The organism is Bacillus sp. FDAARGOS_527 (assembly GCF_003812125.1).
Taxonomy (GTDB): Bacteria; Bacillota; Bacilli; order Bacillales; family Bacillaceae_G; genus Bacillus_A; species Bacillus_A paranthracis.
On sequence record NZ_CP033795.1, the window covers coordinates 2,642,700 to 2,656,408 of the forward strand.

The 13,709-nt window shown below is 35.4% G+C and carries 8 protein-coding genes and 1 pseudogene; 1 reads left to right on the top strand and 8 read right to left on the bottom strand.

From position 1 onward, the window contains the following. Window positions 1-64: 64 nt before the first annotated feature. The 4 genes from EGX95_RS16180 to EGX95_RS16195 all read right to left on the bottom strand — a co-directional run bounded on the left by EGX95_RS16180 (window position 65) and on the right by EGX95_RS16195 (window position 6,379). Entirely contained in the window at window positions 65-199 is a 135-nt protein-coding gene (locus EGX95_RS16180) for a hypothetical protein (protein WP_001116176.1), read from the bottom strand. A gap of 57 nt (window positions 200-256) precedes the next feature. After that, the gene (locus EGX95_RS16185; protein WP_000175139.1) at window positions 257-3,619 is read right to left on the bottom strand and encodes a tubulin-like doman-containing protein; all 3,363 of its coding nucleotides are present in this window, start codon (window positions 3,617-3,619) and stop codon (window positions 257-259) included. A 73-nt stretch (window positions 3,620-3,692) separates the two neighbouring features. Beyond that, window positions 3,693-5,792: a vWA domain-containing protein gene (locus tag EGX95_RS16190; protein ID WP_000702087.1), complete on the bottom strand. Its 2,100-nt coding sequence runs from the start codon at window positions 5,790-5,792 to the stop codon at window positions 3,693-3,695. A 251-nt stretch (window positions 5,793-6,043) separates the two neighbouring features. After that, window positions 6,044-6,379, bottom strand: a complete 336-nt coding sequence (locus EGX95_RS16195) for a hypothetical protein (RefSeq protein ID WP_000842920.1) — start codon at window positions 6,377-6,379, stop codon at window positions 6,044-6,046. A 133-nt stretch (window positions 6,380-6,512) separates the two neighbouring features. Here EGX95_RS16195 and EGX95_RS16205 point away from each other — a divergent pair, with 133 nt between their 5' ends. Further along, a complete protein-coding gene (locus tag EGX95_RS16205) occupies window positions 6,513-6,911 on the top strand; it encodes a hypothetical protein (protein ID WP_000554981.1) in 399 nt (132 codons plus the stop codon). Window positions 6,912-6,952: 41 nt separating this feature from the next. Here EGX95_RS16205 and EGX95_RS16210 read toward each other — a convergent pair whose 3' ends face one another. The 4 genes and pseudogenes from EGX95_RS16210 to EGX95_RS16225 form a co-directional block, all read right to left on the bottom strand. Continuing rightward, window positions 6,953-7,672: a class I SAM-dependent methyltransferase gene (locus EGX95_RS16210; RefSeq protein ID WP_000828280.1), complete on the bottom strand. Its 720-nt coding sequence runs from the start codon at window positions 7,670-7,672 to the stop codon at window positions 6,953-6,955. Window positions 7,673-7,779: 107 nt separating this feature from the next. Next, window positions 7,780-9,486: pseudogene (locus tag EGX95_RS16215) on the bottom strand (peptide ABC transporter substrate-binding protein). 282 nt (window positions 9,487-9,768) lie between these two features. Continuing rightward, window positions 9,769-11,475, bottom strand: coding sequence for a peptide ABC transporter substrate-binding protein (locus EGX95_RS16220; protein ID WP_000728459.1), 1,707 nt, complete (start codon window positions 11,473-11,475; stop codon window positions 9,769-9,771). A gap of 372 nt (window positions 11,476-11,847) precedes the next feature. After that, window positions 11,848-13,560, bottom strand: coding sequence for a peptide ABC transporter substrate-binding protein (locus EGX95_RS16225; RefSeq protein ID WP_000727524.1), 1,713 nt, complete (start codon window positions 13,558-13,560; stop codon window positions 11,848-11,850). Window positions 13,561-13,709: the final 149 nt, after the last annotated feature.

A 13,709-nucleotide genomic window follows, 5' to 3' on the forward strand; every position in this document is an offset into this window, starting at 1 on the left:
TGTTCTTATACGTTTAAAGAACAAGTAGCGTGTTATCATCTTTATTTTGAAGCTTCTTATACAGTTACACTTCTGTTTCTGGTTCTTCGTTTTCCACTTCTTCCAATCTTTGCTGCTCTGCAAGCTCAGCTGAAATCATTCCATAATAAATTTCTGGATACAATCCAAATATTTGATATACACTTCCTAAAAACGGCATCGGAATCCCTCTTTTCTAAAGCTGTATTGCCACTTTTAAGGATTCCCTTTTCATTCATTATACATTCGTTTTTGGCGTTTCTTCTTCATCATGAACGCTTAATAAATTTTGCCACTTTTTATAAGGCGCACTATTTGGATCTACATATCCTTTCGCGTACGAACGATCCCACAATTGTTTAATAAACATTTCTTTCTCTTTCTTGGCAACCATATCGGCACCTGTACCGTAATAGTTTTGGAAATATAACTCAATTTCATCAAGGAACAGTCTTAATAATTCATCAGAAGTTTCTTCTAACGTTGGATCATATTTCGCTTCACGGTCATACATTAAAATCATATCTAAAATATTATGGACATGCTCTTTACGTAGCCATCTAATATCTTGAGCACCTAATACAAATGGATGCGTATATAAATGTCCACCTTGTATCATCGCCTTTTCTTGTTCTTCTTCAAATCTGGACAAAATGTTTTCATAAATAAATGGGTTATGAAGCAATGCTCTGTGTAATTTATAACTTTCACTTGAAATATTTTTACCCATCGACTGAATTAAGAAGCTACGTCCAACACCGTTATATTGATACACGAACTGACCATCAACAGCAACTAAACTTATCCAGCGATACATATACGCGTATAGAAGAGCTCGATTACATTTATCATAATCTAACTTCGTTTGCGTTGCATTTAAGTCTGGCATGAATGCTGGTAAGTGCCAATACTTATCTAAATGCGGTGTTAAACTAGATTTTTTACTATTCAACTTGTTTACACGGCGATAGTACGACTGAAAATAATCACCTTTATCATTCATAAATCCATTTGCAATATGTCCAGACGAAAGCTTAGGAAAGTCTTGTAGTGATAAACCGTAATGTGCACGATAACAAATGACTTCAAATGGCGAGAAAGCTTCATTTACTGTATCTTTTTCTTTAAACATTTCTTGCATTAATTCCTCTTGCAGTTCTTTCTTTAAAGATGGATGTATACCCCAATATTGTAATTCCCTATGATGAGAAACTTTCGGCACGAATGGACTTGCTAAATGGAACAAGTCTTCAATTTTTTCACGAACATATTCATCACGATCACGATTCTTATAATCCGCTTCTTTTCGTAATGCCTCAACGATATTCAGCTCTAATTTATCGCGATAGCGTATTTGTAATTCATCATAGCAATAACTTAGTATGTGCTCACGATAAAAGTCTTCTACCTTTTTCGATTGAATCTCTTCTGTTTTCGCATCCCGGCAATATTCCCCGTATAAGCTCATATAAATTTCTGCTGATATATCTTTCGGTAATACACCTAAATTTAAATGTTGTTGCATATCTTGCCATATCTTTTCTTGTAACTTCTCTTCCGCTAATACGTATACATTCGTTGGGTTTGTTTTCCCTTCAAATTCTTTGCTTCGTTTTTGAATTTCGAACAATAAATTTTCACGTGTTTCATGTAAATTATCAAAAAACCTTTCCCAATATTGAATCATTTTATTAACTGCTTGATATAGCGATTGATAAACGAGTTCTAATAGCATTTCTTTACGGTATTCGTTTAATTTGTGTACGTACTGCGTTACAATATCTTCAAATTCCTTTTTAAATAAACGCTGCTGGTTATTAATCATTTTTCCGAACCAACCTTGTTGTTGCGCAATTTCTACTCGGCGTACAGCTGTTACCGTTCCATCAATGTTACTCACATTAAATTTCTTATCGTAGTTTTGAATTAAATTACGCTTTTGTTCATTATTTTCATGTAGTCGATTCATTTTTTCCACTAACTGCTTTCGAATTTCATACAACATAAAACGAGCTGCTACTGGATGAACTGGATCTGTTTTCTTTAAAAACCATGTATTTAATTGATATGACTGGCCTTCAGAACCACTCGGTGAAAAACGGTCTGATTCAATCATGTCATATAAAAGTGTCGTTACATGTTCATGTACACGGCTCGGAATCGCATACGCATATAAACGAACCGCATGATCGACCCTTGCTACTTCACCTTTCATTTGTTCCATCATTTTCAGTTTCGCAGCCGAAATTTTACACTCATGCTGCAGACGATTTAATTCCTCGTCTTTTTGTACCGTACGCTGTACATAGCTTTCTACAGCTTCTAAAAACAGTTTAGATTTCGCAACACCAACCTTACCGCCTTCTGCTCCTTCACGCGTTTCATTGTACATTTGTCTATAGAAAATATGAGCCTGCTCTGGACGAGTAGCAAGATGTTCTAAATCTTCTAAATAACTTTTCCCGCGCTCTGGCTTTTCACGCTGCATACCACGTTTTACATCTTGGTCATATCTATGCTTCTTCTCTTGAAACAATTGATCTAAATGAAGCCACGATTCATCTAAACCTTGCACGGCCCATTTTAAAGCACAATATTTTAACACATGCTCATATGGATAAATAATCTTTGCCGTTCCTGCTCCGCAATATCGTCCTTTCCCACTTGATTCTGCTAATTGCTGAATTTGATTATCTTCCTGTGCAAAATGATTTGCGGACATCGGACTAAATAACTGTAAATAAATCGTATTTGCCATTTGCTCCATATAATCTGATAAATTGTGCAGATGGTGTCCATGTAAATTTTCGTAATCATATAAGAAACAATAATTGTACGGTAAATGATGTTGTTTAATTGTATGATTCGTTCTTCCGTCTTCATCTACTTGATCCGGTCGATACTCTAATTCAATCGTAACCCCGCCGCGTTTTGATAATTCTCCAGTAGAGCCAAGCGTAATAGCATGTAATTCTTTTAACGAGGCATAGCCATTTGCTTGCACCGTTTCAAACTCTTTCGCACTAACCGTTCTCGTCTTCACTAACACATCTGGCATTAGAAATGCACCGCGTATTAAAATGTTGTGATGCTGCAGTTTTTTCCGAAGCATTTCACGTAAATATAATGCAATTTGTAGAAACATTCCTGAACCTGTTCCGCCCGCTAGTGATGTTACGATAATGACACGCACTCCATATTCTGTTTGATCGCTCGTAACTGGAAAAATCTTCTCAATTTCTTGCCAAAAGGACGTGAGTTTATCTTCTTTCATCGCAGCACGTAACGCTAAACGGGAAATAACGCGTAACTGTCCTGCCCCTTCTGTCAGTGGTTTATCAAGTATAGTCGGGTCCATCGGAAACCATTCTGGAATCGTTGGATCTCCTGCAATATACTCCCTAGGCGTTTTGCTCGAACTCGTTTGCGTCTTAAACTTTCGAATATGATCAAATTTACTCAATGTATTCACATCTGTATCAAATACGTGCATTGCTACCTTTTTTCGACGCTCCTCAGGCAGTCTTTCATATATTTGATGTGTCACAGTACTACCGATTCCACCTAAACCAATTAATATCGTTGGAACTTGTAACGTCATGTGAACCACCTTCCTATTCTTGCTTGTTTGAAAAGAGGAGGGAAAGATAACATTCTCCTCTTCTCCCCACCTACTATTCACACTCGTATTTGTAAATCTCCTTACCATATCCTCTATCAATTACTAAAAGTTCATTTGGATATAGTGTCTTATGTTCCATTCCAACCTCATCCTCTGTTATAAACATCCCATCAATAATCATTCCTACTACTTGTGACTCTTTCGCTACAAATATCGATTTTGATCCTTTCTTCGCTATAAACGTAACGGATTGCACAGTCTTTCTTTCTGCCCTAAACGGAATACCAAAATAATGCTTCCACCATTTATTTTTCAGTAATTCTGGCTCAGATTGATATAACCAATCTTTCGCTACCTCTTGATCCCATTCGTAATACAATAGTGCTTTACGATGAAATCTCGGACGGACAATCCATCCTAAAACGATTATTCCTACTATTAACAGTAATAAAGTGATAGGAATAACAAACTTAAAAATAAGCGCATACTTTTCATAAAACGGTGCATCTTGAATGTGGAGTTTTATGTTTTTCTTTACTTCTTGTAACTTTGAATCCTGCACTACGATGGTAGCTTCTACGGTGCCGGTATCTGTAAAATTGAACGTGTCGGAGTAATGAGGTCGAGGATAAATATAAATTTGATTACCATGTTGTTTTATTTCATAGTTGATGGATTGTTTAGATGTGACACCAGTAGATTTTAATAGTTTTTTTACAGCCTCTTCTGTCATCGGCTTATCATCTAACTGTGGTTGTATAATAAATGGTTTACTACTCTCTAAATTCGTTACTTTTTCTTCATAATCTTTCGTGACAGTTCGAAGAGATAATTTAGGCTTTTTCGTTGTTTCGATTTTAAATTCTTTCGTCTGTCTGTAAAATCCTTTTATGTTCATATGAACTTTCCCGCGTACTAATCCTTTAGTAAGCTTCGTTTCGTAATAAAATACATGTCTTTTATCGTCCCACTTCATCGCATATTGCTTTCCGCCTATTTCTACTTCTGCCTGAAAGTAAGAAGACTGAACTGGCAACTCAGTAGGTTTTGCTTCAATAACAGCTGTCACACCTTCATACATTTCCTCAACATTTTTTCTATCCTTATCCTCTTTGTCATAAGTAGAAACAGTATAATTAAGCGCCGGTTCGACTAGTACTTGTAACCCTTCTTTCTCAATATCTCGATCCACTTCTATCGTATACGTTCCTGGTTTAATAACTTCTTCATTTTCCGTACTGATATGAACTATATTTCCGAACAATTTCGCTTCACCTGGTGCATGTATGGAAAAAGAAGATTGTAATTGTAATGGTTTAGAAATTTGTGTGACCTGATAATTAGACAAAGAAGGCGATTGTCGCACAAGCGTCATACGTTTTAACGGAAATGGTGTTGTAATCTCTACTTTCTTCCCTACTACTTTCGTTTTTACAATCGATTCAACAGAGGAGAACGGATCACGATTTGCAACTAATGCCGCCACTTGATTGACGCTTTTTACAATACCATCCTCTCCACTAGATGGCATCGTAACTCCATTTATCTCTTTCTTCCATATTTCTTTAAACGTATTTAGTTGTGCCTTTTCTTGCTGTCCTAAATCCTCTTCCATCGTAATTAAAATTGGATGTAACGATATCTTTTTTGCATCCATTTCTTTCTTAAACTGTGCTAACTTTTGTGTAATTTGTTCTTTTCCGCCAATCTTATCTTTCTCTAAATCATTAAATGCCCCGTCAGTTAAGACAATAAGCCAAAATTCACGTTTCCCATCTATATCTGCTTCCTTTTTTATAGATTGCATCGCCGTTTCTACTGCGCTAAACGGAGTATTTAAATACGTTTTCCACGCTCCAATTCCCTCAATTTCCGTTTGTCTCTTATCCTTCGTTAACGAAATGTTTAATGGATCATTCGGCTTGCTCATTGGAACGTAAGAAAATTTATCTTTTTCATCTAATAGCGCAACTAAACTTTGCAAAGCATAATTGGCATATTTCCAGCGATCGTTATTTCTCATGCTGCCCGAATCATCATATACAAGTGAAACGACCCTTTCCTTTGCCTCCTCTCCTTTTGCAAAAGTCCAAAAAGGATGTAACCATATAAATAGAAACAACATGAATGTGGCACAAATTCGAATTTTCATGATGAGGCTTCGCCACCTTTGTAGACAAATTCCTATGTTTAAATTTATGAGAGGATACAAGATATATGACTTGTATTTTAGGACAACGAACACAGCATAACTTTATTATGTAAACAGTTATAAAAGCTGAATATGATTCCTTCTAGCGTTTTCTATCCGATACTATAAGTAAAAAAAGCCTGTTTAAGCTCTACACTTAAAACAGACTTTTCCTACTTTTTATTTTAAAAACACATAACAAAAAGTTTGATTTATTGCTTCACATACACTTCAACAATCGGATTATCTTTATGATCCGCATGCAAACGTATATTCTCTTCACTTGTACTATAAATACTAGCTAATAACATAATCGTTAGCACATTAGGAGTTTTTGCATCGCTCCCGTATTTCCTTTCCAGCGCTTCCTTATATTCAAAATCCAAATCCCCTTGCACATATGTATACACTTCAAAACCGTCTTCTAAATTGCAAACTACTGTATCAATAATATCTGTCCCTACTTGTTTCTTCATTTCCTCTCGCAATGCTTCAATAAACTCTTCCCATGATACTTCGTATGTCTGAAACTGATCTGTAGATTTCATGCCTTTTCCTCCTTATATATCCTCTTCCTATATTTCCCCTTTCCTATAACAATTATGATAGATAGGGCATTCGTACAAGCCGCACTTGTCCCCTTTACATATCGTATTACTGTAATGCGGAAGGAGAAGAAACATGCATAGACAAAAATGTTATGATACGTGCCGACGTTATTTCGGTAAAGTTGTGCGAATTGAAGACATTGATGGTCGTATTCATTTAGGTAAAATAATCGATGTGACAAAAGATTCCGTATGGATTGAGCCCATGCAACAGCATTCATCTTTTGATACAGGCTTCGGATACTATGACGCATATGCAAACGGTGGCTGTGACCTTTGCGGTGGCCTTAGTAGATGTGACAGCTGTGGATTCGGTTGCGGCGGTGGATTCAGTGGTTGCGGTTGTGGTGGTCGAGGTTGTGGTAATTGTGATGGCGGCGGTTGTGGCTGGGGCGGCGGTTGCGGCTGGGGTGTTGAACTCGGATTTGGTTTTATCTTCGGAATTACATTAGCTGCATTATTTTTCATTTAATATAAGTAAAGAGTTGACTATTTTTAGCCAACTCTTTTTCTTCATTTTTCACATATAAAAATACGATGCCCTAAAATGTGTTGGTACATAAGCCTTATATTTTCATGTTGCACCCATGCCTCATATAACTCATTCGGAATAAATTGTGATACATTCCATTCCGGCTCTTCTATATAAGCAGTGATTGTTTCTGCAATTGTACCACCGCCAGCAATAGTAACCCGCTTAAAATTTGCTTTCTGAAATAATTGTACCCACTCACTCTCAGTTAATAGCTCTTTCATCCCGTATAATTGAGCGATTTTCTCTTCCTCACCCTTATCAATATGCCTATCAATAATCATTTCAATGACAACAAGCTTACCGTCTTTCTGTAGTACACGATAGCACTCCGAAATAACCCTTTCTTTCTCTGTAAAAGCAAGTATCGATTCTCCGAGTACCAATTCAAATGAGTTATTCAAACACGGTAAATTCTCTACATTTTCTTCAATTAATTGTATATCTAATCCTTCAAACGACCATCTATCTTTCGCCTTTTGAATCATAATTTCATTCTTTTCCACCGCTGTTACTTTATATCCAAAATTTTTTGCCATATATGCTGCGGTTTTTCCCGTGCCGCAACCTATCTCTAGGACATTCGCTCCCTGTCTAAGGGGCAGTTGTGCTAGCAATTGTTTTGTTAACGTAAAACCACCTGGATGAGCACTCCCTATTCCGTAATAAGCTAAGAAATCGATGTATGTGTTTCGTTTCATGGGATTCTCCCTTTTTCATTTTATATATTCAAGGAAGAAATAAAAGTGCATAGAAAAAGCATTTTCAAGTGCTCTAATACCGCAACTTGAAAATGCTCTTATCTTTTTTATTTCTCTTCTACATACGCCCATTTGAAACTATATTCCGGACTAATATTATGTTTCACGATTCCCTTTATATTTGGTTTCATTACATATCATCTAGCATTTTGATATAATGGTACAAGCGCTACATCGTCTTCAAGTAATATTTTTTCAGCCTTCCCTAACTCTGTCCAACGTTTTTTTGCATCAGCCATCCATTCTGTCTTACTTTTATTAATAATGTCATCATATTTTGAATTTGAGTAGCTCATCTGGTTTTGCGAATTTTTTGTTTCAAACATATCAAGATATGTCATTGGATCCGCATAATCTGGATTCCAGCCACCATATGAAAAATCATAATCTTGGTCTGATTCTAATTTTAGTTTTTGCTTAAATGGTTGCAGTTTAATATTTACTGTCACGCCTTTTAGGTTTTTTTCAACTTGATCTTTTACATACTCCCCAACTTTTTTCGCATTACCAGTATCATAATTTAATAACTCTATCGTCACTTGATCTTTTCCTAGTTCTTTTTTCGCTTCTTCCCAGGCTGCCGCTGCCTTTTTGGAGTCTTGTTTTAAACCATTCTTGAACGTTTCTGCAAAATCTTTACCGTCTGGTCCACTCGCTAAACCTTTTGGTACTAAGTAATCCACTGGTTTTGAACCATCATTTAAAATAACATTCGTTAAAGCTTTCTTATCAATAGATAATGCAATTGCTTCACGTAGTTTTTTGCTCTTTAATGGTGTATCTTGCCCACCACGTTTTTGATTTAAACGTAAGTAAAACGTACTTGTTTCCGAATATGCGCCAAACTCTTCTTTATTATTTCTATACTTATCAACAAATTCACCTGATAGAAGCGCGAAGTCAATTGCACCTGTATCATATAAATTCACTCGAGTAGCCCCTTCTTTTACTACACTATAGTTAATTTCATCTAATTTTACAGTCTTTTTGTCCCAATACTGATCATTTTTCTTTAATTTCCAGCCTTGCTCATGTTTCCAATCAGTAAGCACAAATGGACCATTATAAAGCGTTGTATCAGACTCTAAACCAAATTTATTTCCTTTTTCCTTTACAAACTTTTCATTTAATGGATAGTATGAAGCAAATGCCATTAAATTCAAGAAATATGGTACAGGTCTTTCTAGTTCTACTTCAAGCGTATAATCATCTACCGCTTTTACACCTAATGTCGAAACTTCTCCTTTTCCTTGATTTATCGCTTCTGCATTTTTAAGATAGTATGCAATAAATGCATACTCAGCAGCTGTTTTTGGATCTACTAGACGTTGCCATGCAAATACGAAATCTTTCGCTGTTACAGGATCCCCGTTTGACCATTTTGCATCTTTCCGTAATTTAAATGTATATTTTTTACCATCCTCGCTTTTTGTGCTAGATTCCGCTACAGCTGGGATTGGCTTATTATCTTTATCCAAGCGATATAAACCTTCCATTGTATTCCCTAAAATTTGTGAACCAAGTGTATCTGTATTTTTGGAAGTATCCATCGTCGGAATTTCATTCGTTTCTGTACGATTTAACACTTGCTTTGCCGCATATTTAATATCAGATTTCTTCTCTTCCCCACCATTATTAGACGTTGTAGTCGTTTTTTTCTCCCCACCAGAAGATCCAGAACATGCTGTTAAAGCCATACTCATCGCTAAAACTGGCGCTACAACCGACGTAAACTTTTTCATCTTTTTCTTCATTTTTGTACCCTCCCCAATTTATATGTACGAAACTAACTTTGAGAGATTTTTCTATGAACTTAGTTATTAATACCTTTTCACTAATTAACATCCTGTTAATTATCCTCATTTTTGAAGTTTCACTTATTTTATTTTTATAGTAACTAAGTATTTTACTATTACTACTATACGAATTCTCCCCCATCTACTATATGTCAGTACCACTTTTCTTATTCTTCTCTATTTAATTTAATAGAAAAAGAGCGTGTTAAAGGTAATTATCTTTTAACACGCTCCTTTTTATTATTTCCCTTCCGTTACATAAGCCCACTTAAAGCTATACTCTGGACTAATGTTATGTTTCACAATGCCTTTTACATTCGGTTTCATTACATATGCTCTACCTGTTTGATATAAAGGTACCATTCCTGCATCTTCTTCAAGTAATAATTTTTCTGCTTTCCCTAACGTTTCCCAACGCTTCTTCGCATCAGACATTAATTCATTCCCTGCTTTTTTCACCATTTCATCATATTTTGGATTCGAATAACTCATTTGGTTATATGGGCTCTTCGATTCGAACATATCAATAAATGTCATTGGATCCGCATAGTCCGGACTCCAACCAGCAAATGAAATTTCATAATCTTGTGCCGATTCTAATTTTAGTTTTTGTTTGAACGGCTGAATTTTCGTATTAACCGTTACACCTTTTAAGTTTTTCTCAATTTGATCTTTAAAGTAGTCAGCAATTTTTTTCGCTGTTCCATCATCATAGCTTAGTAATTCAATTGTAACTTGATCTTTACCAAGCTCTTTTTTCGCTTCTTCCCAAGCTGCTGCACCTTTTTTCGGGTTATATTTCAGACCATTTTTAAATGTATCTTGGTAATCTTTACCATCAGGTCCTGTCGCAAGCCCTTTTGGAACCAATTGATCTGTTGCTTTTGAACCGTTATTTAAAATAACGTTTGCTAAACCTTTTTTATCAATTGATAATGCGATTGCTTCCCGTAGTTTTTTACTCTTTAACGGTGTGTCTTGTCCATTACGTTTTTGATTTAAACGTAAGAAGAATGTACTTGCTTCTGAGTACTCACCATACTCTTCTTTGTTCGATTTATATTTATCAACAAATTCTCCTGATAATAGTGTGAAATCAATTGATCCTGTATCATATAAGTTTACTTTCGTCGCAACTTCTTTTACTACACTATAGTTAATTTCTTCTAATTTCACAGTCTTCTTATCCCAATACTTATCATTTTTCTTTAGCTGCCATCCTTGTTCATGTTTCCATGAAGCCATAACGAACGGTCCGTTATACAACGTTGTATCTGCTTCTAAACCGAATTTATCTCCTTTTTCTTTTACGAACTTTTCATTTAAAGGATAGTACGATGGGAATGCCATTAAATTCAAGAAATACGGCACCGGTTTTTCTAATTCTACTTCTAGCGTATAATCATCTACCGCTTTTGCCCCTAAATCTGTTAGTGGCTTTTCACCTTTATTAATTGCCTCTGCGTTTTTAATATAGTAAGCAATAAATGCGTATTCTGACGCTGTATTTTTATCCAGTAAGCGCTGCCATGCAAATACAAAATCTTTCGCTGTTACTGGATCACCATTTGACCATTTTGCATCTTTCCGTAATTTAAATGTATATTTTTTGCCATCCTCGCTCTTCGTACTAGATTCCGCTGCAGCTGGGATTGGCTTATTATCTTTATCAAGACGATATAATCCTTCCATTGTATTCCCTAAAATTTGTGACCCTAACGTATCAGTAGATTTAGACGTATCCATCGTCGGAATTTCTTGATTCTCTGTACGATTTAACACTTGTTTCGCTGCGTATTTAATTTCAGATTTTTTCTCTTCCCCACCACCACTAGACGTCGTAGTTGTTTTCTTCTCCCCACCAGATCCAGAACACGCTGTCAACGCCATACTCATCGCTAAAACTGGCGCTACAACTGCCGTGAACTTTTTCATCTTTTTCTTCATTTTTATACCCTCCCCAATTATATGTACGAAACTCATTTTGAGAGATTTTCTAATAACTAGTTATCAGAAAATTCTTATTAATTAATATTCTACTAATTTTTCTGGTTTTGTAAAGTTATTTTTAAAATATTCTAAAAATTATTTTTTTGTAATAGTAAAAGACATTTTTCACAGTTGTTACTATACAAATTATCTATATCTATCGGTTCATTTACATTTAATCTCATAATAAAAGAGCATTCCAAAAGTCAATAGTCTACTTTTGGAATGCTCTATCATTTTATCTTTCTATCGTGGACAACGAGATTCTTACTACAAAATAAGCTAAGAAACTTGTATGCATCCACTTCAAGATAGTATTATTCTTTAAAATTATTTCCCATCTTTTTCAGTCATATATGCCCACTTGAAGCTATACTCTGGGCTAATGTTATGGTGAACGATGCCTTTTGCATTTGGTTTTTGAACGTATGCATCACCACGTTGATATAAAGGTACAAGTGCTACATCTTGCTCAAGAAGTAATTTCTCAGCTTTTCCTAGCTCTTCCCAACGTTTCTTCGCATCACCCATTAATTCTCCGCCAGCTTTTTTGATCATATCATCATATTTCGGATCAGCGAAGCTCATTTGGTTATGAGAATGATTAGACTGGAACATATCTAAGAATGTCATTGGGTCAGCGTAGTCAGGTCCCCAACCAGCATATGATAAATCATAATCTTGCTCTGTTTCTAATTTCAGTTTTTGTTTGAATGGTTGAAGTTTAATATTAACAGTTACACCTTTTAAGTTTTTCTCAATTTGATCTTTTACATATTCCCCAACTTTTTTCGCATTACCAGTGTCATAGTTTAATAACTCAATTGTAACTTGGTCTTTTCCAAGCTCTTTTTTCGCTTCTTCCCATGCAGCTGCTGCTTTTTTCGCATCTGGTTTAATACCATTTTTAAATGTTTCTTGGAAGTCTTTACCGTCTGGTCCAGTCGCTAATCCTTTTGGTACTAAGAAGTCCGCAGGCTTAGATCCATCATTTAAAATAACATTTGATAAATTCTTTTTATCAATTGATAATGCAATTGCTTCACGTAATTTTTGGCTCTTTAACGGTGTATCTTGCCCGCCACGTTTTTGGTTCATACGTAAGAAGTAAGTACTTACTTGTGAGTATGTGCCAAACTCTTCTTTATTGTTTCTATACTTATCAACGAATTCACCCGATAATAGCGCGAAGTCAATTGCATTTGTATCATATAAGTTTACTCTTGTCGCTACTTCTTTTACTACACTATAGTTAATTTCGTCTAGTTTTACAGTCTTTTTATCCCAATATTGATCGTTTTTCTTTAGTTTCCAGCCTTGCTCATGCTTCCAATCAGTAAGAACGAACGGTCCGTTATATACTGTCGTATCAGACTCTAAACCGAATTTATCCCCTTTTTCTGTTACAAATTTCTCATTTAACGGATAGTACGATGGGAATGCTACTAAGTTTAAGAAGTATGGCACTGCTTGTTCTAATTCAACTTCTAAAGTAAGATCGTCTACTGCCTTTACTCCTAGTTCCGTTACAGGTTTTTCGCCTTTATTAACCGCTTCTGCATTTTTAATTGGGAATGCGATAAATGCATACTCAGCAGCTGTTTTTGGATCTAGTAAACGTTGCCATGCATATACGAAATCTTTCGCTGTTACAGGATCACCATTTGACCATTTTGCATCTTTACGTAATTTGAATGTATATTTTTTACCATCCTCACTCTTCGTGCTTGATTCTGCCGCAGCTGGGATTGGTTTGTTATCTTTATCTAATCGATATAAACCTTCCATCGTGTTCCCTAAAATTTGAGAACCTAATGTATCTGTATTTTTAGAAGTATCCATTGTTGGAATCTCATTTGTTTCAGTACGATTTAGTACTTGTTTCGCTGCTAATTTTTCTTCTGATTTGCTATCTCCGCCTGAGCTAGAATTTGTGCTTGTCTTCTTATCTCCACCTGATGTAGAACATGCTGTTAATGCCATACTCATTGCTAAAACTGGTGCTACAACTGCTGTTAGTTTTTTCATTTTTTTCTTTTTCACTTTCTGTACCCTCCCTAATTCTAAACGCTCTCATTTAAGAATTTTCTGATAATTCTGTTTTTCTTTATATATTTATCAGAAGATTCTTATTAACTATTATTCTACTAATTTTTTGAGTTTTGTAAAGTGTTATTATTGAAAATTTTTAA

Coding starts and splice junctions, on each gene's coding strand:
- EGX95_RS16190 (WP_000702087.1), bottom strand. CDS start 5,792: ATGAAAATTCGAATTTGTGCCACATTCATGTTGTTTCTATTTATATGG.
- EGX95_RS16220 (WP_000728459.1), bottom strand. CDS start 11,475: ATGAAGAAAAAGATGAAAAAGTTCACGGCAGTTGTAGCGCCAGTTTTA.
- EGX95_RS16195 (WP_000842920.1), bottom strand. CDS start 6,379: ATGAAATCTACAGATCAGTTTCAGACATACGAAGTATCATGGGAAGAG.
- EGX95_RS16205 (WP_000554981.1), top strand. CDS start 6,513: ATGCATAGACAAAAATGTTATGATACGTGCCGACGTTATTTCGGTAAA.
- EGX95_RS16185 (WP_000175139.1), bottom strand. CDS start 3,619: ATGACGTTACAAGTTCCAACGATATTAATTGGTTTAGGTGGAATCGGT.
- EGX95_RS16210 (WP_000828280.1), bottom strand. CDS start 7,672: ATGAAACGAAACACATACATCGATTTCTTAGCTTATTACGGAATAGGG.
- EGX95_RS16180 (WP_001116176.1), bottom strand. CDS start 199: ATGCCGTTTTTAGGAAGTGTATATCAAATATTTGGATTGTATCCAGAA.